Source organism: Streptomyces sp. E11-3 (assembly GCF_046540415.1).
In the GTDB taxonomy this organism is placed as follows: domain Bacteria; phylum Actinomycetota; class Actinomycetes; order Streptomycetales; family Streptomycetaceae; genus Streptomyces.
On record NZ_JAZGRL010000001.1, the window covers coordinates 2,947,942 to 2,972,398 of the forward strand.

16 protein-coding genes are annotated in these 24,457 nt (G+C 70.5%); 3 read left to right on the plus strand and 13 right to left on the minus strand.

All coding sequences use genetic code 11. The annotated features are described in order from the left end of the window. Positions 1–140 precede the first annotated feature (140 nt). The 4 genes from U9R90_RS13305 to U9R90_RS13320 all read right to left on the minus strand — a co-directional run bounded on the left by U9R90_RS13305 (position 141) and on the right by U9R90_RS13320 (position 3,413). Complete coding sequence (locus tag U9R90_RS13305) at positions 141–539, minus strand: hypothetical protein (protein WP_411056656.1); 399 nt, start codon at positions 537–539, stop codon at positions 141–143. A 657-nt stretch (positions 540–1,196) separates the two neighbouring features. Further along, on the minus strand, positions 1,197–1,607 hold the full coding sequence (locus U9R90_RS13310; protein WP_411056657.1) for a type II toxin-antitoxin system VapC family toxin: 411 nt from the start codon (positions 1,605–1,607) through the stop codon (positions 1,197–1,199). Further along, on the minus strand, positions 1,604–1,885 hold the full coding sequence (locus U9R90_RS13315; protein WP_411056658.1) for a hypothetical protein: 282 nt from the start codon (positions 1,883–1,885) through the stop codon (positions 1,604–1,606). Before U9R90_RS13315 ends, U9R90_RS13310 begins: the two co-directional genes overlap by 4 nt. A 1,114-nt stretch (positions 1,886–2,999) precedes the next feature. Further along, a complete protein-coding gene (locus U9R90_RS13320) occupies positions 3,000–3,413 on the minus strand; it encodes a ribonuclease domain-containing protein (RefSeq protein ID WP_411056659.1) in 414 nt (137 codons plus the stop codon). Between U9R90_RS13320 and U9R90_RS13325 the strand changes: the two genes are divergently transcribed. Continuing rightward, entirely contained in the window at positions 3,379–5,283 is a 1,905-nt protein-coding gene (locus tag U9R90_RS13325) for a glycosyltransferase (protein WP_411056660.1), read from the plus strand. The genes U9R90_RS13320 and U9R90_RS13325 overlap by 35 nt on opposite strands. A gap of 207 nt (positions 5,284–5,490) precedes the next feature. Next, on the plus strand, positions 5,491–6,519 hold the full coding sequence (locus U9R90_RS13330) for a peptidase (protein ID WP_411056661.1): 1,029 nt from the start codon (positions 5,491–5,493) through the stop codon (positions 6,517–6,519). Positions 6,520–6,643: 124 nt separating this feature from the next. Here U9R90_RS13330 and U9R90_RS13335 read toward each other — a convergent pair whose 3' ends face one another. The 8 genes from U9R90_RS13335 to U9R90_RS13370 all read right to left on the minus strand — a co-directional run bounded on the left by U9R90_RS13335 (position 6,644) and on the right by U9R90_RS13370 (position 21,713). Beyond that, complete coding sequence (locus U9R90_RS13335) at positions 6,644–8,440, minus strand: GMC oxidoreductase (protein WP_411057730.1); 1,797 nt, start codon at positions 8,438–8,440, stop codon at positions 6,644–6,646. A gap of 124 nt (positions 8,441–8,564) precedes the next feature. After that, positions 8,565–10,214 (minus strand): succinic semialdehyde dehydrogenase, encoded by a 1,650-nt coding sequence (locus U9R90_RS13340; protein ID WP_411056662.1) that lies wholly within the window; start codon positions 10,212–10,214, stop codon positions 8,565–8,567. 136 nt (positions 10,215–10,350) lie between these two features. Then, on the minus strand, positions 10,351–11,970 hold the full coding sequence (locus U9R90_RS13345) for a serine/threonine-protein kinase (protein ID WP_411056663.1): 1,620 nt from the start codon (positions 11,968–11,970) through the stop codon (positions 10,351–10,353). A 32-nt stretch (positions 11,971–12,002) separates the two neighbouring features. Further along, positions 12,003–13,694: a serine/threonine-protein kinase gene (locus tag U9R90_RS13350; RefSeq protein ID WP_411056664.1), complete on the minus strand. Its 1,692-nt coding sequence runs from the start codon at positions 13,692–13,694 to the stop codon at positions 12,003–12,005. Continuing rightward, positions 13,691–15,064, minus strand: coding sequence for a protein kinase domain-containing protein (locus U9R90_RS13355; protein WP_411056665.1), 1,374 nt, complete (start codon positions 15,062–15,064; stop codon positions 13,691–13,693). Before U9R90_RS13355 ends, U9R90_RS13350 begins: the two co-directional genes overlap by 4 nt. 43 nt (positions 15,065–15,107) lie before the next feature. Continuing rightward, on the minus strand, positions 15,108–17,756 hold the full coding sequence (locus tag U9R90_RS13360) for a protein kinase (protein ID WP_411056666.1): 2,649 nt from the start codon (positions 17,754–17,756) through the stop codon (positions 15,108–15,110). A 182-nt stretch (positions 17,757–17,938) separates the two neighbouring features. Next, entirely contained in the window at positions 17,939–19,759 is a 1,821-nt protein-coding gene (locus tag U9R90_RS13365; protein WP_411056667.1) for a serine/threonine-protein kinase, read from the minus strand. A 247-nt stretch (positions 19,760–20,006) separates the two neighbouring features. Then, on the minus strand, positions 20,007–21,713 hold the full coding sequence (locus U9R90_RS13370) for a glycerol-3-phosphate dehydrogenase/oxidase (protein ID WP_411056668.1): 1,707 nt from the start codon (positions 21,711–21,713) through the stop codon (positions 20,007–20,009). A gap of 222 nt (positions 21,714–21,935) precedes the next feature. On the opposite strand from U9R90_RS13370, the gene U9R90_RS13375 reads away from it, so the two are divergent. Beyond that, the gene (locus U9R90_RS13375; protein WP_411056669.1) at positions 21,936–23,195 is read left to right on the plus strand and encodes a nucleotide sugar dehydrogenase; all 1,260 of its coding nucleotides are present in this window, start codon (positions 21,936–21,938) and stop codon (positions 23,193–23,195) included. 119 nt (positions 23,196–23,314) lie between these two features. Here the strand turns inward: U9R90_RS13375 and U9R90_RS13380 are convergent, their stop codons facing one another. Then, complete coding sequence (locus U9R90_RS13380) at positions 23,315–24,439, minus strand: GuaB3 family IMP dehydrogenase-related protein (protein ID WP_411056670.1); 1,125 nt, start codon at positions 24,437–24,439, stop codon at positions 23,315–23,317. Between the last annotated feature and the right edge of the window lie 18 nt (positions 24,440–24,457).

The window sequence follows — 24,457 nt, forward strand, 5'->3', positions numbered from 1 at the left end:
TCAAACGGCGCCAGGGGCCCCACCGGAAATCACTCCAGTGGCCCCTCACACTCCCTTCTTTCCCTAGGAATTACATCGCCCAGGAATTAGAGGAGCCGAACACGCAAACCCTGCGCGCATCGAACTATGCACCATGCAATCTACCCGCACGAAGAAGCCGCTGGGGTCTTGTACGCGGCCGCAAGGCTCATATCGAAGACCACGAGCAGAGCATCAGGCATATACGTGAATCCCGTACCCTCGGCCTCACCTAGTGCAATGAATAGGCTCGACTCATCGGAGAAGCGAAAATTGTAGGCCCAAGGCATCTCTGGGCATCCCTCGTTAGGGATATGCCAGGAGGTTCCGATACTCACGATCGGCACACCCAAGAGCCCCTCCCAATCGACGTGGCCACTCACGTCGATTGGGTCCCCTGGAAGGCTGGCGCCCGCTTCTCCGGGACTCCTGAACTCAACCTCCATGCCTTCGTTGACGCCATCCATCGCCCAGGAAAGAACCAGCACGGGCCCACTCTCCATGCTCAACACAACGGCCATGTCGACTTCGTGGGCACGATCATATCTATGCCCTTCGGGCCAGCCCTCCCCCTGCGGCGCCACATAGCGAACCGTTCTTACGACCTCACCCGCGACAGCCTTTCGGAGTTCAGTGAGCCCAGCACCGCTATGGGCCAGAGCAGCCCACGGGTTAATCACCAACATTTCTGATACCACCCAAAGTACTGGAACTGGTTATTGGCATCGAAGGTCGCTCCGATCCCGCACCCACCAGCCGGATCCGCATGATATACCGCGTCCCGCCAGCGAAGTTTCCGGAGTTTACAGGAGACGTAGCAGTTTTTGGGTTGGTCAGAATGTCGTCCAACAGGTCCTGACCGGCAGACTTCAACTGCTTCACTGGAACCACGGGAGGATCTCCACGGTTCATATGCTTCTGATATTCGCGTCCGGCATGAGTCGCCTTGCCCTTAGCCGGACGCATTCCGCTCCGGGAAAGAGCATCCAAATCCGGACCGCACGGAGTGGAATTGTGCACAAGGATCGGCGTGGCCCCCGCCAGAAAATAGTACGTGCACTAACCGGGAGGGCATAACCTGCAACTTCACTGGTCAGCCTGCGACTTGACAGTAAATCGACGTTCGTGCTTGTTCGCTGGAATTCGCGGCTGTTGCCGTAAGCGTTGCCGTCAATTTCCTACGGCAGCAAGGTCAGCGCGGTCACGTGTTTCGGCTTGATTGCTCGGAAGTGGCGATGGTCGAGGGTGGCGATGCGGTCGACCTCGTAGCGTTCCGCGATGGCGATCACGGAGGCATCCACCGCGCCGAGGGGGAAGTCGGCGTACTGGGCGACCAGTTCGCTGATCCGCAGTAGATCCTCGGGGGTGAAGCTGACGAGCTCGAAGAAGCCGTCGGCGACGTGCTCGATGAAGGCGGCTTCAACGCGCGGCCAGTGCTCCAGCTGCCAGCTCACCTCGGCCAGAACCGTGGCGGGGAGCAGCTTGCGCCCTCGCAGCTGGGAGAAGAAGGCAACGCAGTTCGAGTGATGCTTGTCCTTGGCATTGAAGAACGCCATCAGCGGGCCAGTGTCGAGGACCGTGGTGATCACTCGCTGGCACTCCGCTCGCGGTTCGTGCGCTCACGGATGTAGTCGTCGTGCCGCTCGGCATAGTCGGCCGGTGCTTCGATGCTGCCGGACAGCGCCAGGAAGCTGCCGGGCAGGAGGTCGCCCTCGTCGCCACTCCCACCGACCGCCTCCGGGACCTCTTGGTCGACCTGGGAGAGTTCCTCGTCCTCGGTGATGATCAGCCGCAAGCGCCGCACCTGGGTCGGGCTCAACCGATCAACCAGGTGGTGCAGGTGCTCGTAGTCGCGTGCTGCCGTCATGCTCCCAAGTCTGGCACGCGCCCGCGTCCGCTGTCCTGGCTCTTTCGACCTCCCGTTCCGGGTCCTGTCACGTGTGCTCGCGTGGGTTGGGGGACCTTGGGTCGGTGTCCTGCCCGGTGTAGGGCCGGTCGTGGTCCGGGGGTCATACGCTCGCCCGCGAACGGGGGAAGTTCCCGATGTTGTCTAGGCCCACCGTCGCCAATCTCCTGAGACCAGAACGTCGTACATCAACTGGGACTGGACAACCCACTGGCCGATGTGTCAGCTCTGCCGTCAGGAGCGCTGCTGTCGCGGCGGGGACCCGTTCCCACGACTGCCGCCCCGTCCTTGAGCGGGTCCCCGCCGCGACACCTGCGCCGCCTCCGGCCGACGTGCCTTCCGTGATCGAGGTGCTCGACTTCGCCTCCATCCCGGCCGTCGCCAGGGCGCCTGCCACCGGCTCTCGCCCGGCCCTGCCCGCATCACTCCTGAATGCGGCCCGGCGCATCGCGGACACCCACAACGCCGAGCACGGAACACCGGTCACCACCGCCCAGCTCGCAACCCGGATGGGCGTCGCCCTGCCGGTGGCCACGCCACCCTCGCTCAGTTGCCGGGTTGACGCAGACCAAAACGGGCATCGCCGATGGCCAGGAACCGCCGTGCCGCATCGCCCACGTCCGCTGACGTTGCCGTCAATTACTGCCGTCAGACACCGCACAGGCCCCACCGGAAGGCTCCGGTGGGGCCTGTAGTTCGCTATCGCTCACGACGCGATCACGGGCAGAGGGCCAACCTCACTGCCCCTCTGGGCGCCAGGTCCCCCAGTAGAAGAACTCTAGCTGCCATTCACCACCACCCTCAGACTCGATCGTTTCCGTCGCATCCTGAAGGTGCCACGACGTGTTGACGAACAGGCGCAAATCCCGACTTACAAGGACTTCCGTGTTCAGAATCCCCACGATCAATCGGCGCGGCTTCTCCTGAAACTCAGCAGACAGCAAGTCGAAGAAACCATCCCAGCCACTACGAAAGTAGCTCGGGAAGTCAAGCTCCTGCCCAACCGCTAGAGAGGCGTCACGCTCCGATTGGAAGAGTGACGCATCGACGCATTGGACCTCGAATCCCTGACCCTCTACGCGACGCCTGACCTCGTCTCGGCCAGCCTCTGGAAGCAGATAGGGCGGGGCAGATAGCGCTGGAATGACGCTAGAGATCGGTCGCCACTGCACGTTTCCTCAACCTTTCGCCAGCTCCTCATCGAAGCCGGATGAAATTGTCGTAGTGATTGGAGGTGTAGTACACCTCGCCCTTCCCCCCCGAATACGAGACGCTCCGACCCTCGATTTCCCGTCCCTCTACCGGAAGGCCAAACATCGCTCTCCGTGTAGTAGCCCAGCGGCCTACCTGGGAGCTGCCCATTTCCGTTGCCGTACTCTCCGGCAGGTCGACCTCTACGGCAGGACAGTGCCTCGTACGAGGGCGGGCACGCACTGGCCCAGCAGCCGAACACCATGTTCCCTGAAAGGGGCGTGGACTTCGGCCGCATGCACTACACCGCCCTCCACGACCAGCGGATCGCCGCGCTCCTTGAGCGGACCGACGCCGATGCGGTGATCGCGACCCGGCCGATCCTCAACGGGTACCTCGCCCGCCACGGACAGCAGCGCTGTCTGCGCATCGGTCAGGAGCATCTGTCGTTCGACGCGCACAGCGACCAGCTGCGCGAGGACCAGAACTCCGCGATGGCCGCCGGGCTCGACGCCTTCGTCACCGTCTCAGAGGCGGACGCCGGGCTCTACCGGGCGGCGCTGCCCGACGTGCGAGCGGAGGTGCTCTGCATACCCAACGGCGTTCCCGCTCCCGCCGTGGAGCAGGCACCCCCGGACTCCAAGGTCATCGTGGCGGCGGGCCGCCTGGTAGCCGTCAAGCGGTACGACCAGCTGATCGACGCGTTCGCCAAGGTGGCCGCCGAGCACCCGGACTGGACCCTGCGGATCTACGGACGGGGACCGGCGAAGTCCGCACTGCGGCGGCAGATCGACGAACTCGGGCTGTACGACCGGGTCTTCCTGATGGGTGCCGTGTCGCCCATCGAGACCGAGTGGGCCAAGGGCTCCATAGCCGCCGTCTCGTCCGACATGGAGTCCTTCGGCATGACCATCGTGGAGTCCATGCACTGCGGCGTCCCGGTCACAGCTACCGACTGCCCGCACGGCCCCGCCGAGATCATCTCCCATGGCGAGGACGGGCTGCTCGTCCCGCTGGACGGCGGTGCCGACGCCTACGCCGGGGCGCTGACCACCCTCATCACGGACCAGGAGCTGCGCCTGCGCCTCGGGCACGCCGCCCGCGCGAAGGCCGGTACCTACGCCCCATCCGCGATCGGACGCCGTTACGAGCAGCTCTTCCACGAGCTGAGCCGGAAGCAGAACCGCCGCGGGCAGGACGAGAGCCCCGCACCCGGCAAGACCTCGCTCCTCTCACGACTGCGCGCCTCGCTGGGCAAGGCGCGCCCCAGCTCCCGCCCAGCATCGGCCGCCGATCCCGCCGAGGAGCCCGCGGGTGACGCCGAGCCGCCGCTGATCCAGTCGGTCACCTCCGTACGCGCTACGGCGGACGGGGGCCTGTCCGTCCGTCTGGACTCCGCATCGCTCCCGAGCGGTCCGCTCGACTTCGTGGCCCGGCTGCGCAAGGACCCCGCGCGGCGGGAGATCCGGGTCCCGGTGTCGTCAGCCGCATCCACCTCCGGTCACTCGGGCGTCGACATCGCCGTCGAACGGCAGGAACACCGTCTCGCCGAGGGCCGCTGGGACTGCTACATCGCACCCCGGGGCACCAACAGGCGCCGCCGCCTCGTCGCCCGGCTCGTCGAGCAGGCCCGGCTGGTGACGCTGCCGCCCGTCGTCGGCAAGGACGGGCTGTCCGCCTGGATTCCCTACCGGACCACCGACGGCTTTCTCGCCGTGCGCACCTGGCAACGTCCCGCCCACGCCGAGGTCGACCACACCTTCATCGGCGCGGACTCGGCGACCGTCACCGCGACAGTGCTCGGCGGCGCGGAACTCCCCGCCGAGGGAGCGACGGTGAACGCGTCCTGCCGTGAGGGCAGGGCGTACGACTTCGCGATGCCGGCGCGCTTCCTGGGTGACGGGCGGTTCCAGTTCACCGTCCCGTACGGCGAGGCGCTGGCCCGCCGCAGTGTGGAGCACGACCTGTGGGACCTGCGTCTGCTGACCACCGCGACCGCGGAACCGGTTCCCGTCGGTCGCGTGACCGGAGACATCGTCGAACGCAAGAAGACGGATGCCTGCCCGGCGCTCGAAATGGTGCACCCCGAGCGTGGTGCCACGCGGGTCAAGCCGTTCTTCACGGTCACCAATGACCTGGCGCTGAGCGTTCGTGACGCACGCGGGTAGGACCGCCGTTCGAGCGCTCTGCGCAACCTCCCCACACAGAGCCGTGATCCAGCTCACATAAACTTTCTGTGAAGCTCAGGGCAACCATTCACAGGGGTCACGGGTCATCCATGCGTAACACCGGCCACGCCTGCGCCCCCACCGCGGCGGCCGCCCACAACTTTTCGTACTGCGGATGTCGCAGTACACCGGACTTCTGAGGTCTTGATGAAGCTTCGCCGTGCCATGGCGGTTGCCGCCGCGACCGCTGTCATTGCCCCTGCCGCCCTCCTGGCTGCCCCGGCCGCGTACGCGACCGACCCGACCCCCTCGGCCACCGAGACAACGGAGACGGCCAAGCCCACCGAGGAGCCCACCAAGACGGAGGAGCCGACCGAGGAGCCCACCGCCACCGCCTCGCCCACGGAGGAGCCCACCAAGACGGAGGAGCCGACCGAGGAGCCCACCGCCACCGCCTCGCCCACGGAGGAGCCCACGGAGACGGCCAAGCCGACCGAGGAGCCCACCGAGACGGGTGAGCCGACCGAGGAGCCCACCGCCACCGCCTCGCCCACCGACGGCCCGGTCGAGGAGTGCGAGGACATCGTCGACGGCGCCCAGATCGACACCCAGCTCCTCGGCCTGCCGTCGAAGATCGTCGCGGGTTCGGGCTGGGTGGACTTCACCTTCCGCGCCACCAACACGTCGGACAAGGAGATGCACGCCGTTGAGGCGTACGTCGACGTCATCGGCGTGGACTTCGAGAAGTTCGAGGAGATCTCCGACCTCATCACGGTCGAGTGGAAGAGCAAGGACGGCTGGCGCGCCATCACCGACGAGTTCGGTTACTTCGGCACGACCTCGAAGCTCGCCGCCGGCGCGTCCGAGGACGCCCAGATGCGCGTGAAGGTCGACGCCAAGGCCCCGACCGGCCTCGGCGTGGCATTCACCACCGGTGTGCACGTCACCGAGGAAGGCGACTGCGAGTTCGCCGACTGGATGGAGTTCGAGTTCGACATCCTCGCCGCGGGCACCAAGCCGGGCAAGGTCGAGGACTCCAAGGGCAAGCCGGGCAAGGGCGCCAAGCCCGCGCCGCAGGGTGAGCTCGAGGAGATCGACGGCGAGCTCGCCGAGACCGGTTCCAGCTCCATGCTGCCGACCATCGGCCTCATCGGCGGTATCACCATCGTCGCCGGTGCCGGTGTCATGTTCGCCGTGAAGCGTCGTCGTGGCGAGGACGCGGGCGCGGTCGCGTAACGCTCAGCCCCAATTAGCTGACGCACAAGAGAGGACCTGCGCTCGGAGGGGGGCGCAGGTCCTTTCGCGTGCGTGCATACGGACGTACGGACGTACGGACGTACGTATCGCGGACGCGTCGGCGCTACTTCTTCCGCGGCACCGTCGGCATCCCCAGAAACGGCAGCCGCAGCGCGCCGAACGCGTCCGCCGGTACCGCGGGCGACTTCGGCTCCACGGGTGCGAGGCGGACGTACGCCGAGCCCTGCGCCGGGCGCGGGTCCGGTTCGCCCTTGTTGGGCCACAGGGACATCGCGCGTTCGGCCTGTGCAGTGATCGTCAGGGACGGGTTGACGCCCAGGTTGGCGGTGACCGCCGCGCCGTCGACCACCGAGATGCCCGGGTGGCCGTACAGCCGGTGGTACGGGTCGATGACGCCGGAGTCGGCCGAGTCGCCGATCGGGCAGCCGCCCAGGAAGTGCGCGGTGAGCGGAGTGCCCATCAGCTCGCCGACGTTGGAGCCCGCGAAGCCGTTGATCTCCTCGGCGAGGAGGGTCGCCGCCTGGGTCGCCTCGCGGATCTGCGTCGGGTTGGGGGCGCCGTGGCCCTGGCGGGCCGTCAACAGGCCCTTGCCCAGGCCTTTCGGCTTGCGGTACGTGGTCAGGGAGTTGTCCAGGGACTGCATGACCAGGCCGATCATCGACCGCTCCGACCAGCGGCGGTTGGAGAGCGAGCGGGCGGTGAGCAGGGGGTGGCGGGCGCAGTTGGCCAGCCAGCGCGCGACCCGGTGCGGGCCGTACGGCACCTGGAGGACCGTCAGGCCGCCCATCGAGTTCGAGCCCTTGCCGTAACGCACCGGTTCGATGTGGGTGTTGGCGTTGGGGTGGACGGATGACGTGATCGCCACGCCGCGCGTGAAGTCGGCCTTCTCGGCTCCGTGCTTCTTGCGGTAGCGGCGGTCCGTCGTCTGCGCGCCCACCAGGCCTTCGGAGTTGGTACGGGTCAGGTCGCCGAGCCGGGCGGACAGGCGCGGGAGCAGTCCCGTGTCCTTCATGCGGTGGAGGAGGGTTTGCGTGCCGTACGTGCCCGCGGCGATCACCACCCGCCTCGCCTTGTACGTACGGCCCCTGCCCTTGCGCTTGTTGTCGGTCGGGAGGGTGGCTACCGCGAAGCCGCCGCGCGAGTCCTCGGTGACGGCTACGACCGACGTCATGGGGTGGACGGTCGCGCCCGCCCGCTGGGCCAGGTACAGGTAGTTCTCGTTCAGGGTGTTCTTGGCACCGTGGCGGCAGCCCGTCATGCACTCGCCGCACTCCGTGCAGGCCTTACGGGACGGGCCCACCCCGCCGAAGTACGGGTCGGGGACCTCGGCGCCCGGCTTGGCCTTCGCGTCCCCCGTGGCGTCCTCGCCGTCCCCGAAGAACACCCCGACCGGGGCCATGTGGAAGGTGTCGCCGACGCCCATCTCCCGGGCGGCCGCCTTGAGGTGGACGTCCGAGGCCGTCATGGTGGGGTTCAGGCGCACGCCCAGCATCCGCTTCGCCTGGTCGTAGTACGGACTCAGCTCGTCCTGCCAGTCCGTGATGTCCTTCCACTGCGGGTCGTTGAAGAACGGCGCGGGCGGTACGTAGAGCGTGTTCGCGTAGTTGAGGGAGCCGCCGCCGACCCCCGCGCCCGCCAACACCATGACGTTGCCGAGCAGATGGATGCGCTGGATGCCGAACAGGCCGAGCGCCGGGGCCCACAGGAAGTTCTTCAGGTCCCAGGAGTTGCGGGGCAGTGACTCGCGCGTGAAGCGCCGCCCGGCCTCCAGTACGCCGACCCGGTAGCCCTTCTCCGCCAGGCGGAGTGCGGAGACCGCGCCGCCGAAGCCGGAGCCGACCACGATCACGTCGTAGTCGTAGCCGTAGCCGTAGCCGTAGCCGTCCGCACCGTCCTCCACACCATTTTGGGCAGACTCGTCCTGTGACACCGATACCTCCAGAGGAAAGTGCAGGTCAGCGAGTTGGGGGACCCTGGGGCTCCCAGGAAGCGGGGCCGCAGGAAAACGGGGGCCCCAGGAAACGTCAGCGCAGGCGCAGCGCCTTCATCGCGCGCAGGCTCCGCGTCATGAACTGCGCGTACTTCTCGTCGTCCATGCCGAAGGACGGCGCCAACGGCATCAGCCGCTGGTGCGCCACGGTCTGCGCCTCGGTGTACTTGAGGATGCCCTCGGAGCCATGGCGGCGGCCGAGGCCCGAGTCCTTCATGCCGCCCATCGGCGACTGCACACTGCCGTACGCGGGCGCGTAGCCCTCGTTGACGTTCACCGTGCCGGTACGCAGCCGGGCGGCGACCGCGCGGCCGCGCCGCCCGTCCTTCGTCCACACCGAGGAATTCAGGCCGTACGGGGTGGCGTTGGCCCGATCGATGACCTCGTCCTCGTCCGTGAAGCGGTAGATCGAGACGACCGGTCCGAAGGTCTCCTCGGTGCAGACCGACATCGGGGCCTCGACACCGTCCAGGATCGTCGGCTCGTAGAAGTACGGGCCGATGTCCGGGCGGGACACCCCACCCGCGACCAGCGTGGCGCCCTTCGCGACGGCCTCGTCGACATGGCGCCTGACGGTCTCCAACTGGCGCTCCCCGACCAGCGAACCCATCTCGGCGCCGTACGCCAGGGACCTGCCGAGCCGCATCGCCTTCGTACGGGCCGCGAAGCGCTCCAGGAAGGCGTCGGCGATCGACTCGTGGACGTACAGCCGCTCGATGGAGATGCACAGCTGGCCCGCGGAGGAGAAGCAGGCGCGCACCGCGCCCGCGGCGGCCTTCTCGACGTCCGCGTCCTGGAGCACCAACATGGCGTTCTTGCCGCCGAGTTCGAGGGACACGCCGACGAGGCGGGCGGCGGCGCCCTGGGCGACCTCGCGGCCGGTGCGGGTCGAGCCGGTGAAGGAGACGTAGTCGGCGTGCTTGACGAGCTCGGGGCCGACCACCGGGCCTTCACCGAGCACCACTTGGAAGACCTCGGGCGGAAGACCGGCCTCGATCAGCAGGTCGCGCGCCCAGAGCGCGGTCAGGCAGGTCTCCGTGTCGGGCTTCATCACGACCGCGTTGCCGGAGACGAAGGCGGGCAGGGCGTCGCCGACGGAGAGTTCGAGGGGGTAGTTCCAGGGGGCGATCTGGCCGACGACGCCGCGCGGGATGCGGTTCTCGGTGACCTTGGTGAGGGTCGGTACGACGCCGGTGTGACCCTTGGAGCGCAGGTACGAGGGTGCCTTGCGGCCGTAGTGGCGGGCGGCGACGGCTACCGCCTGGACCTCTTCGTGGGCGTGCAGCCGGGCCTTGCCGGTCTCCAGCTGGATGAGGTCCAGCACCTCGGCCTGGCGCTCCAGAACCAGGTCGTGGAAGCGGAGCAGGACGGCGGCCCGCTTGCGTACGGGCGTCGCGGCCCACACCTGCTGGGCGGCGCGGGCGCGCTCGAAGGCCTGCTCGACGTCGTCGGAGGTCGACTCGGGCAGGTCGGCCAGCTTCTCGCCGGTGAACGGCGTGTGGTTGGCGGTACGTCCCGAACCCACGACGCCGCGGGTGAGCTGGGCGATCAGCTCGGGCGTGACCACGTCGGGCGCGGTGCGGGCGCCTTCGGGGGCGGGCGCGATCGGGTTCGTACCGGATGCGCTCGTGCCAGATGTGCTCGTGCCAGTACCAGCGGCGGTGGGGGCCTGGGAGTCCGTCATGAGCGTGAGCGTACGGGGAGGTCAGGCGTTTGGGTACCCGTCGGTAATCAGGTTTCACCGAGTGCGCACATCGCGCCAGCGATCACTGGCACAAAGCCCCTGATCAGGGGCTTGTCACGACGGTGGCGCAAAATTTCTACGACTTCTGGATCTTGAAGCGGTCGACGATCTCGTCGTACAGCTCCGTCCCGTGCGGGGCCGCCCAGCCCTCCGCGGGCATCTCCACGCGCAGCCGCCAGTACTTACTGCCGTCGGGGATGAGCAGCTCGCGCCAGCGGTAGCGGTAGGGGTTGTCGGGTGGGTTCGTGTCGTACGGCTCCCAGTCGACCGTGGTCTCGAACGCCTGCATCCCCTGGTGCGTGAGCTCCTTCTGGGTCACCTTCGGGTTCTGGAACTCCTTGCCGTCGTTGCCGCCCCCTTCGTAGTGCTTCTTCCACGACGCGCCGTCGTTGCCGATGGGCTCCTCGAGGTCCTTGGTGTCCACGAGCTTCACGGTGACCGTGAAGACGTCGCTGGGGTCGTAGTAGGTGATGCCGTTGCCGCCGTCGTTCGCGACCCGCTCGTAGTCCTCGGGCACCGCGATGTCCGCCGCGACCGTCTCCCGCTCGGGCCGCGCCAGCCAGCCGTCCGGCATCTCGTCGCCCCCGAAGGGGTTGGCGAAGATCAGCACCAGGGCGATCGCCACGGCGAGCACCGAGGCCCCGAGGCCGTACTGCGCCGGGCGGTTGCCCTGGAGCACGGGCGGCAGCCACTTACTGCCGCCGCCAGGCCCCCGGTCGTCGGGCACCCAGGGCCGCGTCTGCCCGGCGGGCTCCGCCACGGACCGCAGCACCTGGCGCACCTCGGCCGCGGACGGCCGGGCCGCCGGGTCCTTGCGCAGCAGCTGCATGATCATCGTGCCGAGCGGTCCCCCGGCGCGGGCCGGGGTCTGCGGCTCGGCGGAGAGGATGGCCTGCAGGGTCGCCGGGGTCTGCGAGCGGCGGTACGGCGACCAGCCCTCCACGGCCACGTAAAGGACCACGCCCAGCGACCAGAGGTCGGACGCGGGGCCCGGCTCCTGGCCCAGCACCCGCTCGGGCGCGATGTACTCGGGCGAGCCGATGAACGCGCCGGTCTCGGTGAGCGCCTGCTCGCCCTCGACCTTGGCGATACCGAAGTCGGTGAGGACCACCCGTGCGCCGTTTCCGGCGTCGCCGTCGCTGTCGGCCAGCAGGATGTTGTCGGGCTTCACGTCGCGGTGCAGCACGCTCGCCCGGTGGGCGGCGTCGAGGCCGTCGAGTACGGCGAGGCCGATACGGGCCGCCTCGCGGGGGTCCAGGGTGCCCTGCTCCAGGCGGTCGCCGAGCGAGCGGCCCCGCACCAGCTCCATGACGACCCACGGCCTGCCGTCCTCGATCACCACGTCGTGCATGGTCACCACGGACGGGTGGTCGATCCGGGCCGCGGACCGCGCCTCGCGCCGCATCCGCTCGTACACGGTGTCGCGCACCTTGGCGCCCAACTGCTCGGGAACCCGCGGCTCCTTGACCGCCACCTCGCGTTCGACCACCTGGTCGTACGCACGCCATACGGTGCCCATGCCGCCGTGGCCCAGACGCGCGACCAGGCGGTAGCGGCCGCCGATCACGCGGCCGACGTCCGGGGCCTGGCCGCCGGGGCCCTGCGCGGGCACGCCCTGCGGGGGCACGCCCGGCCTCGGTGGCTGAAGCCCGTAGCTCGTCGGCTGGTCCCGCTGTCCCCCGTGGTCGTTCGTCATGCTCACATCCTGCCGAAGCCGAGGCGCCCGGCTCAGCCCTTGTCGATCTTCAGTTTGTCGATGACGGACTGGGCGACCTCGCGGCCGCGCTCGGTGAAGTCGCCCTGGCCCGGGTAGTCGATGCGGACCCGGTACATGTCGCCCGCCTTGTTCTTGTAGTAGAAGAAGCGCGTCTCGCGCGGTGCGGGCTTGTCCGGGTCGAGGCTGATGCTGCTGTTCGCGTACGTGACGAGGTTCTCGGCGGCCTTCTCCTCGCCCTGGAACGGGACGCTCGGATTGTTCTCGCCGTCCGGGGCGGGGTCGTCCACCGCGCTGACCGGGCTGAAGCTGCCGCCCTTGATGGACTCCAGGTCCTTGGACGCCTGCGCGGCCGCGGTGCTCGCGATCCGGCCGAAGTCGTCGTCCGCCTTCCGCTGTACGTCCAGCTCGACCACGATCGACCCGCTGGGATCCGCGTAGTTGACCCGCTCCTCGTCGCTGGACGAGGAGCTGCGCGGCAGCTCCTGGTAGTGCGCGGGCAGGGCCAGCGTCGCCCCGAAGCCCTTGGGCGACCGATTCTTCCAGGAGTCCGCCTCGGACGTCGTCTTCGCGAACGGGTCGGTGATCACCAGGACCGCGGCCACCGCCGCCGCGACGATCACCGCGCCGGTGGCCAGCAGCGTCTTGCGGCCGACCCGGATCCCGTCGCCGCTGTCGGTGCCCCCCGCGCCCCCGGTGCCGTTGACATGGACGATCTGCGTGGGCTGCGGTGGCGTCGCCGCCTCTTCGAGCAGCTGGCGCACCTGGGCGGCGTTCGGTCGGTGGCTGGGGTCCTTGATGAGCAGCCGGTTGATCACCTCGGCCAGCGGTCCCTGCGCGGCCGCGGGGGCCGCCGGGGTCGCGTTGAGCACCGACTGGAGCGTCGCGGGGATGTTGTTGCGCCGGAACGGCGAGACGCCTTCAGTGGCCGCGTACAGCACGACACCCAGCGACCACAGGTCGCTCGCGGGTCCTGGACGCTGGCCCAGCACCCGTTCCGGGGCGATGAACTCGGGCGAGCCGATGAACCCGCCGGTGTCCGTCAGGTTGGACTCGCCCTCGATCTGGGCGATGCCGAAGTCGGTGAGGACGACCCGGTCGTGGCGGCCGAGCATCACGTTGTCCGGCTTGACGTCGCGGTGCAGGACGCCCGCCTGGTGCGCCGCGTCCAGCGCGTTCAGCACCTCCAGGCCGATCCGGGCGGCGTCGCGGGCGCCGAGGGTGCCCTCCTGGAGGGCGGCGCCCATCGAGCGGCCCTGGACGAACTCCATGACGATCCACGGCTGGCCGTCCTCGACCGCGACGTCGTGCACGTTGACCACGGCCGGGTGGTCGAGCCGCGCGGCGGCGCGGGCCTCGCGGCGCATGCGCTCGAACGCGGTGGCCCGTTCGCGTTCGGGAAGGTGGTCCGGAACGCGGGGCTCCTTGACCGCGACCTCACGGTCCACCGTCTCGTCCTTGGCACGCCATACGGTGCCCATGCCGCCGTGGCCGAGCTTGGACAGCAGGCGGTAGCGGCCCGCGATCAGCCGCCCGGCGCCGGGGTCCTGAGACGCCTGGGGGGCGTGCTGGGCGACCTGGGTGGGGACGGCGTGCGGCGCGGGGGGCTCCTGGGCGTACGGGGTGCCACCCGGCGGCTGGGGCGGCCGGAGGGTGAAACTCGTGGTGTCGTTGGGGTCGTACGGAGATCCCCCGTTGCTGCTCATGCGTCCATCTTTATCGCGCGAGCAGCCACCAGTTCCAGCCCGGTCACCGAGCCGTGACGAGGGATGCCGCTTTTGCTGCCGTTCGCCGCTTTCTTGAGGTGGTATGTGCGCCGATACGGAAGGTGGGAGAGGGGGGAGGTGGGCGCGCCCGTGGTCGGCGCTCCGGTGGTCGGCCCGCCGGTGCCGGACTCGGAGCGCCCTGGCGACGGAGTGCGGTCAGGCGACGGGGTGCGGTCGGGCGACGGCGTACGGTCCGGCGACGGCGTGCGCTCCGGTGGCCGCGTGCGGTCCGGCGCGCGCGTGGTGGCCGAGGGCGCGCCCGTCCCCGTGCGGTCACCGTTGCCCGGGTCCCCGTCGCCGTCGCTCCCGCGGTCCAGGAGCAGCGCCACGGCGGAGATCCCCGCGGCGGCCACGACGGCCACCAGGACGGCGATCAGCAACGAGCGGCGGCGCGGCGACCGCCGCCGGACCGCGGCGGGGCGCCTCGTCACCGGACGGGGGGCGGTCGCGTCCGCCGACGCCGCCCGCGGCACGGCCCCCGTCGCCACGTACGCCCGCAGCAGCCGCTCCGTAGCCGCCGCATCGATTCTGCGCGCCGGGTCCCGCTCAAGCAGCCCCTGTATGACGGGCAGCAGCGGCCCGGCCTGGGGCGGCGGCCGTACGTCCTCCATCACCACGGCATGCACCATCGCGCTCAACGAGTCCCGGCGGAACGGCGATTCCCCACTCAGCGCGGTACACAGCAACACCCCGAGCGACCACAGGTCGGACGCGGGTCCGGCCGGCGCGCCGGACATCCGCTCCGGCGCGGTGTACTCGGGCGAGCCGACGAACGCCCCGCTTTCGGTGAGCGTGGTGGACCCGGCGACCTGCGCGATCCCGAAGTCGGAGAGTACGGCCCGGCCGGTTCCGGCTTCCAGGAGTACGTTGCCGGGTTTGAGGTCGCGATGCAGCACCCCGCGCGCGTGCGCCGCCCGTAACGCGCCCAGCACGGCGAGGCAGAGCTTCGCCGCCTCGGCCGCGCCGAGCGGCCCGTGCCGGGCCAGCCGGTCGGCCAGCGAGCCGCCCTCGACCAACTCCATGACGATGAACGGGTGTCCCTCGTCCACCACGACATCGTGCAGGACCACAACATGCGGGTGCTTGATCTGGGCGACGGTACGGGCCTCGCGCAGGGTCCGCTCACGGCGCTGCCACGCGTCGTCGGCCGGCAGCGACTCATCGATGTACACCTCCTTGACGGCCACCTCGCGGCCGAGGAGTTCGTCGGTGGCGCGCCAGACGACACCCATGCCGCCGCGGCCGAGCGGAGCGGCCGCCAGGCGGTAACGCCCCGCGATCAGGCGGCCGTTGCCCGCTTCACTGGTCATGTACTCATCATGCCCGCACGGGGGTACCGACCAGTCCGCACGCTCAGCCCGTCGGACGGTAGGTCTCCGAGGCCTGCTCGAAGAGCCGTGTCACCTCGTCGCGTTCGGACTCCGGGCCCTTGACCATGACCACGTGGTACCGGCCGTCGACGATCATCGCGAGATTGCGGACGTAGACCTCGTCGCCCGACTCCTGCCAGGTGAACTGCCCCTCGGCCATCGCCCGGCCGCCTATGTCGATCTCGCGCAGCCCGGTCGCGGTGGACCAGGTCGAATCCCGGAAGGGCTGCAGTTCGCGCTCGGTCTCGCGCTGGTACGTCAGCGGGTCGCTGCCGTTGCCGCTGGTGCTGTCCCGGCCGGGTACCAGGGTCAGCTCGAACTCGCCGTCGGTGTACCTGACCTGGCCGTCGCCGTTCTTGCCGCGGCGGTCCCAGCCGCTGGCCACGGCGACCTCGAAGCCCTCCAGGTCCTTGCGGAGCACAAAGCCCTCGGGGATGTCGGGGATGGTGCTCTGCGGGTCGGGCGTCGCGTTGTCCGTCGCCTTGCCAGTCTCCTTGTCCTTGTCCTTGGGCTCCTTGTCCCTGGACTCCTTGTCCTCGGGCTCCTTGGACTGCTGAGGGGACGACGGTGCCGGATCGGACGGGGCCGCCGACGTGGCACCCGGCCGCCCGGCGCCGGCCTTCTGCGCGTCGCCCGGGCCCTGCGAGTCGGACTCGGCCTTCGGCATGAAGAGCATGGCGTACGCGATCGCCGCCGCCATGCCGAGCAGGATCACCAGCAGCAGGGTGCGGCCGAGCCGCCGCGGCCCCCGCTGCCGCGGCGTCCGTTGTGGCCTCGGCGGCCTCGGCGACCTCTGCGGCCGGGTGCTCTCCTCCAGGTGCTCCCGCTTCTCTTTGGGCGGCCTGCCCCTCTTGTGGCGGCCGTGCGCATCGCCGCGGCGCCTGCGGACCAGCTCGCCACGGCGGCGTACGACGGGCAGTTTGCTGGCCTCGACGGCCGGCAGCGGCACCACGTTGGTCCCGGCCTCCGGCTCCGGCGCGGACCTGACCAGGGAGCGCAGCCAGCCGCGCAGCTCCTCGAAGTCCGGCCGCTCGGTGGGGTCCTGGCGCAGCAGCGACTCCACGACCGGCCGCAGCGGGCCGCACTCCTCGGCGAAGGCGGGCGGCTCCGCGCACACCAGCTGGACGAGCTCGTACGTACTGTCCTCGGGGTACGGGGCATGCCCCTGCAGGGCCCGGAACAGCAGCGCGCCCAGTGCCCAGAGGTCGGTGGCGGGCCCGACCGGCGCCGCCAGCTGCCAGTTCTCGTGTACGGGTCCGGCCTGCTCGGGCGCCCACCGCTCGGTGACCGCGCCGACGACGGTCATCCGCGCCTGCCGCGCACGCTCCAGAGCCAGCGGCGTGGCGGGCTCACGCCGCACCCGCCCGGCACCTGCCAGCTCTCCCCAGCCCCCGGCACCCTGGGTGTGGCCTGGTCGGGACGCGTCGGCGGGCCGGGCCGTCTCCACGGCCGCGTCGCCGTGCGCCGCGCCCCGGCGGGGCACGGCCCCGTGCCATCCGGCCACGGCCTCCTGCCCGCCACCTGGTGACGGGCCGTCGCCCGAGCGCTGCGGGGCGCCGTCGCGAGCGGCCGGGCTGTCTCCCGGCAGGCGGCCCACTCGGAAGTCCCTGAGGTCGCCCGGCTGTTGGCCGTGCCGGGTTCCTTCCCCTGCCGGGCGTCCCGCGACTCCGTACGGGTCGGTGATCCGGCCGGGGGGCTGCCTGTCCTGGCCGGGCCGCCCCGTGCCGTCGCTGTCGGGGCGCGGGCCCGGGAGGCCCCGCTCCTCGTGTACGCGGGCCGCGGCGGCCGCCCTCGCCCCCGCGCGGTAGGCCGCTATCGCCCCGGCCCGCGCGGCCCGTACGTCTTCGGCGGGCAGCGCGCCGCGCGGCGCGGCGCCACCAGGCCCGCGGGATATGTCCCGCTCCTGCGCACGCGCGGTCTCGATCGCCGCGTGGCCGGGCGGCTCGGCGACCTCGTGCCCGCCACCGGTACCAGTACCGGATGGCGGTGGCGGCCCCGGCTCCGCGTGCTCGACGTCATCGAACTGCGGCTCGGGCACCGGGTCGTAGCCGCAGAGCGCCTCCTCCGCCGCGCCCGCGGCCAGCCCGGTGAGCATCACCCGGCCGTCGTCGCAGACCAGTACCGTGCGCGCGGTGATGTTCCGGTGCACCCAGCCGTGCGCGTGCAACGCGCGCAGCGCGGTCAGCACATCGGATGCGACCTCCGCCGCCCGGTACGGCGACAGCGGCCGCTCGGCGAGCAGGGCGGCCAACGGCCGGGCCGCCACCATCTCACTCACGATCCACAGCGAGCCGCCCTCGGCGAAGACGTCGAAGACCTGGTCGAGGCGTGGGTGGTCGGGAATCTGCGCGGCCGCCTGCGCGGCCTCGATCGCGCGCCGCACCGCGGGGTCGGTCGGCCGTCGTGTCGTACGCCCGGAGGCCCGCCGCGGCGCCGGAGCCGAGCCACCGGCGCCAGGATCGCCGTCGAGCACCTCCGCGTCCACGACCTCGGGCAACGGCACCTGCCTGACCAGGACTTCCTGGCCGCTGTAGGTGTCGAAGGCGCGGGTCTCGGCGAACTCGTACTCATCGGAAGGGGGCAGCGGCAGGCGGTAGCGGTCGGCGAGTACCCGTCCCGCGTAGTCGTCCACGACGCCTCCCCGTCAGCGCGCGCAGCCAGAACCCATCGGAAAGGTCTGACACCCCAGTCCTCCGCACCGTCACCAACCCGTCAAGTCCGGTCGATTCCCGGCACATTGCGGCTGCGTACGGTCCGCGAGCTCTCACGATACGTGTCCTCGACCCGCCGCGCCGCCGGGTCTCGGTAAACCGCTCAGTCCGCGGGCTGGAACGTGTCGAACGACGTCTTGCGCAGCGTGCTGCACTCGTCGCCGTCCCACTCCGAGACCTTGCAGCTGATCATGATCGAGTAGCCGCGCTTGGCATCGACCTTGAAGCCCCGGTTGAGCACCCGTACCCGCTCGCCCTGCTGCGTACGCTCGAACTGCCAGTCGGCCACGGTCGGATAGCCGTTGTAGTCCTCGACCTTGCGGATGCCGAGCAGCTTGAAGTTGGTGCTGTTGGCCGTGACGGCGGGCAGCGCCGCCTTCCAGGCGGCGACGGCGTCGTCACCCGGACCGGAGGTGAAGTCGACCTGGACGCGCGGGAACCCGCCCGACTCGCTGTATATCCGGCCGGAGTTCTGACCCGCTATCGACTGGGGGCGGAAGCCCTCGGGCATCGCCATGGAGAAGCGGAACTGGGAGTCGGACACCTGCTTGTATCCCGCGGGCAGACCATCGCCCCCGGTGCCCTTGTCGGCGTCCTTGTCCCCGTCCTTGTCGCCGTCCTGGTCGGAGTCGCCCTGCCCCTTGTCGGTGCCCTGGTCGTCCTTGCCGTCGTCGTCCTGGCCGTCGCCCTTGTTGCTGCCCTTGTCCTGGTCCGTGTCGCTTCCGGCGCCGGACCCGCTCGACGCGGCCTTGTCGCTGCCCTGGCCCTTGTTGTCCTTCTGGTCGCCGTCGCCACCGCTCAGTGCGACACCGAGTACGACTCCGACCAGGGCGAGCGCGGTGAGGGCCGCCGCGATCGCCAGCGTCCGCCGCGGCACCTGCCTGACGGAGGCCAGTGCCCCGGTCCCGGGTCCGGCCCCCGCACCGGACTTGGGCGCCGGCTCCGAGCGGTTCGCGACCGCCGGGCCCGCGCCCGCCTTGGCGCCCCCGCCGGGGGACTCCGACGGCAGCGGCACCACCTTGGTCGCCGATGACTCCGACTCGGACGTCGTCTCCGGCTCGGCCGGGTCCGGCGCGTCCAGCACCTCGTTCAACAGCGCCCGCGCGCCCGCCTCGTCGAGCCGCCGCTCCGGGTCCTTGACGAGCAGGCCGTAGATGACCTTCTCCAGCCGGGGGCCCGCGTTCTTCGGCGGGTCCAGCGGCTCGGTCATCACCGCGGTGAGCGTGGCGATCGCCGAACCCTTGTCGTACGGCGGACAGCCCTCGACGGACGCGTACAGCAGCCCGCCCAGCGACCACAGGTCGGCGGCGGGCCCCGGCTTGTGGCCGCGCGCCCGCTCCGGCGAGATGTACGAGGGCGCGCCGACCAGCATGCCGGTCGAGGTGATCGAGGGGTCGCCCTCGACCTGCGCGATCCCGAAGTCCGTAAGGACGACCCGCCCGTCCTCGGCGATCAGCACGTTCGACGGTTTCACATCGCGGTGCAGGATCCCCTCGCGGTGCGCGGCGCGCAGCACGTCCAGGATGGCGAGCCCGACCTCGGCCGCGCGCTTCGGCGTCAACAGGCCGTCCTCGCGTACGGCTTCGGCGAGCGACTTGCCCTCGACGAGCTCCATCACGATCCACGGCCGGTCGTCCTCGTCCACGACGTCGTAGACGGTGATCGCGGCATTGTTGCGAATCCGGGCGATCGCCTTGGCCTCGCGCAGCGTCCGGGTGATCAGACGCCGCTTCTCCTCCTCGTCGATGCTTGAGGGAAAACGCAGCTCCTTGACCGCGACCGTTCGGCCCAACGTCTCGTCGGACGCCCGCCAGACGGTCCCCATGCCACCACGACCGAGCACATCTCCCAGCCGGTACCGCCCGGCCAGCAGGCGCCCGCCCGTGCCCTGACCGGCCTCCTTCGGCTGCTCCGCCTCCGACATGCGTCCCCTCTGCGTTGCCGTGCCCACGTTGCCTGTCAGGTCGCCGCCGACAACCAGCCCTGGCAGAGCGTCCATTGTCCCCCATGCCAGGGCCCCGCCCGGCCCGGGGTGGCTCTGTCGGGCTAACGGCACGGCGATCTCCCGGTGCACCGCGCTGACCTGCGCAGCGTCAACCGTGGTGGTGCGGCGGGGCGCCTGCCCCGCCGCGACCGGCACGAAACCGCCGCGGCGGTGACAGCCGCGGCGGCTACCGCGGCACGATGTCCGGCGCCCCCAACCGCGCGGCGTCTGCCGTCAGATCGTCCGGCTGCCGCTGCGACTCGCGCTCGGCCTCCACCCGCTTCTGGTAGTGCTCCACCTCCCGCTCGATCTGGTCCTTGTCCCAGCCCAGCACCTTCGCCATCAGCTCGGCGCACTCCCGTGCGCTGCGCGTCCCCCGGTCGAAGGTCTCGATCGAGATACGCGTACGGCGTGTCAGCACGTCGTCCAGGTGTCGGGCCCCTTCATGCGAGGCGGCGTAGACGACCTCGGCCCGCAGATAGTCCTCGGCGCCCGTCAGCGGCGCCCCCAGCGAGGCATCCTCGGCGATCAGCTCCAGGAGTTCCTCGGTCAGCGAGCCGTAGCGGTTCAACAGGTGCTCCACGCGCACCACATGGAGTCCCGTCTCGGCGGCGATCCGCGCCCGCGCGTTCCACAGCGCCTTGTACCCCTCGGCGCCGACCAGCGGGATGTCCTCGGTGACACAGTCCGCGACCCGCTGGTCCAGACCGTGCACCGCCTCGTCCACCGCGTCCTTGGCCATCACCCGGTACGTCGTGTACTTGCCCCCCGCGATCACCACCAGGCCCGGCACCGGATGCGCCACCGTGTGCTCCCGCGACAGCTTGCTGGTGGCGTCCGACTCCCCTGCCAGCAGCGGCCGCAGACCCGCGTACACACCCTGCACGTCATCGCGCGTGAGCGGCACCGCGAGCACCGAGTTCACATGCTCCAGGAGGTAGTCGATGTCCGCACTGGACGCCGCCGGGTGCGCCTTGTCCAGGTCCCAGTCGGTGTCCGTGGTGCCCACGATCCAGTGCCGCCCCCACGGGATGACGAACAGCACGCTCTTCTCGGTGCGCAGGATCAGCCCCGTGGTCGAGTGGATCCGGTCCTTCGGCACCACCAGGTGGATGCCCTTGGACGCCCGCACGTGGAACTGCCCGCGCTCCCCGACCATCGCCTGGGTGTCGTCCGTCCACACCCCGGTGGCGTTGACGATCTGCCGGGCCCTGATCTCGTACTCGCCGCCGCCCTCGACGTCCTGCACCCGGGCGCCCACCACCCGCTCGCCCTCGCGCAGAAACCCGGTGACCCGCGCGCGGTTGGCGGCCTTGGCGCCGTACGCCGCCGCGGTGCGCACCAGGGTCGCCACATAACGGGCGTCGTCCATCTGCGCGTCGTAGTACTGCATCGCCCCGATCAGCGCGTCCTTCTTCAGGCACGGGGCGACCCGCAGGGCATGACGCCGGGTGAGGTGCCGGTGCAGGGGCAGCCCGCGCCCGTGCGCCTTCGACATCGACATGGCGTCATAGAGCGCCACGCCCGAGCCCGCGTAAATCCGCTCCCAGCCCTTGCCCTTGAGCGGGTACAGGAACGGCACCGGCTTGACCAGATGCGGGGCGATCCGCTCCAGGAGCAGCCCGCGCTCCTTCAGCGCCTCCCGTACGAGCGCGAAGTCGAGCATCTCCAGATAGCGCAGCCCGCCGTGGATGAGCTTGCTCGACCGGCTGGAGGTGCCGGACGCCCAGTCGCGCGCCTCGACGATGCCGGTGGAGAGCCCGCGGGTCACGGCGTCGAGCGCGGTGCCCGCGCCGACCACGCCCGCACCCACGACCAGCACGTCGAGTTCTCGCTCAGCCATCGCCGCCAGCGCCTCGGCCCGCTCGGCCGGTCCCAGTGTCGTTGTCTTCACCGCTGCCTCCCGTCGCCCCCATGTGGTCGGGCTCACATGCTCGATTCTGTAGCCAACGCCCGACTTCAGCCACCGCCTGTGGACAACACTCCGGAGCGTGACATCGCCCAATACGGCATATCGGTCATATTTACTCCTAACCTGACATTGCGCTCGCTCGTTCTGTCCACAGGGCTTGCGCGCTCATCGCGCTCCGGCTATTGGGAAGGACGGCCCACCGCCATGCCCGCAGATCTCGCCGTCGTCGGAATCGGCCACCTCGGCCTGCCCCTCGCCCAGGCCGCCGTCTCGGCCGGTATCGAGACCCTCGCCTACGACCCCCGGCACACCCCCGCGCTCGCCGCGGGCCGCCTGCCCGAAGACGAAGGGCCCCTCACCGCCGCCGACCTGCGCCGGATGCTCGCGGGCGGTTTCCGGCCCACCACCAACGCGGCCGAACTCGGCCGGGTGCGCACCGCCGTCATCTGCGCCCCGACCCCGCTCGGCGCCGACCGCGCCCTCGACCTCACCCACGTGGCCGACGCGGCCCGTGCGCTGGCCGCCCGGCTGCGCCCGCACACCACGGTCATCCTCGAGTCGCCCGCGTACCCCGGCACCACGGACGAATTCCTCCGCCCGCTGCTCGAAGAGGGCTCCGGACTGCGCGCCGGACGCGACTTCCACCTCGCCTACTCGCCCGGCCGCCTGGACCCGGGCAGCCGCACCCACGGCTACACCAACACCCCCAAGGTGATCGGCGGCCTCACCCCCGCCTGCACCGAGTCGGCCGCCGCCTTCTACGGACGGCTCACCGACAAGGTCGTACGCGCGCGTGGCACCCGAGAGGCCGAGACCGTCCACCTCCTGGAGACCAACTACCGGCACGTCAACATCGCCCTGGTCAACGAGATGGCCGTGCTCTGCCACGACCTCGGCGTCGACCTCTGGGACGTCATCCGCTGCGCCGAGACCAAGCCCTTCGGCTTCCAGGCCTTCCGCCCGGGCCCCGGCGTCGGCGGCCACGCCGTCCCCCTCGACCCCAACTACCTCCCGCACACCACCCGCACTCCGGGCCACCCCCTGCGGATGGTCGGCCTGGCGCAGGAGATCAACCACCGGATGCCGCAGTACGTCATCCAGCGCGCCGCGACGCTGCTCAACGAGCACGGCAAGTCGGCCCGCGGCGCCCGCGTCCTGCTCCTGGGCACCACCTACAAGCCCGACCTCGCCGACCAGCAGGGCGCCCCGGCCCAGGAGATCGCCACCCGTCTGATGGAGATGGGCGCCACCATCAGCTACCACGACCCGTACATCCCGCACTGGCGCGTGCTCGGCCGCCCGGTCCCACGCGCCGACTCCCTCTACGAGGCCGCGGCCGAGGCCGATCTGACGATCCTGCTCCAGTCCCATCGCACGTACGACCTCCAGGGACTCGCGGTCAAGGCCCAGCTCCTCCTGGACACCCGCGGCGCGAGCCCGGTGGGCGCGGCGCACCGGCTCTGAGAACGCGGAAAGGGCCCGCACCGATCGGTGCGGGCCCAGCGCCCCAAAGGGGCGCGGGGAACTGCGCGACCAGCCACGAAGCACCCGCAGGTGGCGTACCGGCCTACCCCGCGGAGCGCCTAGCGGCGGTGCTGCGAGTCCGCCACCGTGACCTCGACCCGCTGGAACTCCTTGAGCTCGCTGTAGCCGGTGGTCGCCATCGAGCGGCGCAGCGCGCCGAAGAGGTTCATCGACCCGTCCGGCTTGTGCGACGGGCCGGAGAGGATCTCCTCGGTCGTGCCGACCGTGCCCAGGTCGACCTTCTTGCCGCGCGGCACGTCCTCGTGCACGGCCTCCATGCCCCAGTGGTTGCCAGGGGCGGGCGCGTCCGTGGCGCGGGCCAGCGGGGAGCCCATCATCACGGCGTCGGCGCCGCAGGCGATCGCCTTGGGCAGGTCGCCGGACCAGCCCACACCGCCGTCCGCGATGACGTGTACGTACCGGCCACCGGACTCGTCCATGTAGTCACGGCGGGCGGCCGCCACATCGGCGACCGCGGTCGCCATCGGCACCTGGATGCCGAGCACGTTACGGGTGGTGTGCGCGGCGCCGCCGCCGAAGCCGACCAGCACACCCGCGGCGCCGGTACGCATCAGGTGCAGCGCGGCGGTGTAGGTGGCGCAGCCGCCGACGATGACGGGGACGTCCAGCTCGTAGATGAACTGCTTCAGGTTCAGCGGCTCGGCGGCACCCGACACATGCTCGGCCGACACGGTCGTGCCGCGGATCACGAAGATGTCCACCCCGGCGTCGACCACGGCCTTGGAGAACTGCGCGGTGCGCTGCGGCGACAGGGCGGCGGCGGTCACCACGCCCGAGTCGCGCACCTCCTTGATGCGCTGCCCGATCAGCTCTTCCTTGATCGGAGCCGCGTAGATCTCCTGAAGCCGCCGGGTCGCGGTCTCCGGGTCCAGGGCCGCGATCTCGTCCAGCAGCGGCTGCGGGTCCTCGTACCGGGTCCACAGGCCCTCAAGGTTCAGTACGCCGAGGCCCCCCAGCTCACCGATCCGGATGGCGGTCTGCGGCGAGACGACCGAGTCCATGGGAGCCGCCAGGAAGGGCAGCTCAAAGCGGTAGGCGTCGATCTGCCAGGCGATCGAGACCTCCTTCGGGTCCCGAGTGCGCCGGCTCGGGACGATAGCGATGTCGTCGAACGCGTACGCCCTGCGGCCGCGCTTGCCGCGCCCGATCTCGATCTCAGTCACGTTGGGTGGCCTTTCCAG

Bases quoted from the DNA above. Each gene is read 5' to 3' on its own strand.
- U9R90_RS13345 (WP_411056663.1), bottom strand. From the start codon at position 11,970: ATGACGAACGACCACGGGGGACAGCGGGACCAGCCGACGAGCTACGGG.
- U9R90_RS13315 (WP_411056658.1), bottom strand. From the start codon at position 1,885: ATGACGGCAGCACGCGACTACGAGCACCTGCACCACCTGGTTGATCGG.
- U9R90_RS13365 (WP_411056667.1), bottom strand. From the start codon at position 19,759: ATGTCGGAGGCGGAGCAGCCGAAGGAGGCCGGTCAGGGCACGGGCGGG.
- U9R90_RS13350 (WP_411056664.1), bottom strand. From the start codon at position 13,694: ATGAGCAGCAACGGGGGATCTCCGTACGACCCCAACGACACCACGAGT.
- U9R90_RS13375 (WP_411056669.1), top strand. From the start codon at position 21,936: ATGCCCGCAGATCTCGCCGTCGTCGGAATCGGCCACCTCGGCCTGCCC.
- U9R90_RS13320 (WP_411056659.1), bottom strand. From the start codon at position 3,413: ATGCGGCCGAAGTCCACGCCCCTTTCAGGGAACATGGTGTTCGGCTGC.
- U9R90_RS13325 (WP_411056660.1), top strand. From the start codon at position 3,379: ATGTTCCCTGAAAGGGGCGTGGACTTCGGCCGCATGCACTACACCGCC.
- U9R90_RS13305 (WP_411056656.1), bottom strand. From the start codon at position 539: ATGGCCGTTGTGTTGAGCATGGAGAGTGGGCCCGTGCTGGTTCTTTCC.
- U9R90_RS13340 (WP_411056662.1), bottom strand. From the start codon at position 10,214: ATGACGGACTCCCAGGCCCCCACCGCCGCTGGTACTGGCACGAGCACA.
- U9R90_RS13330 (WP_411056661.1), top strand. From the start codon at position 5,491: ATGAAGCTTCGCCGTGCCATGGCGGTTGCCGCCGCGACCGCTGTCATT.
- U9R90_RS13355 (WP_411056665.1), bottom strand. From the start codon at position 15,064: ATGACCAGTGAAGCGGGCAACGGCCGCCTGATCGCGGGGCGTTACCGC.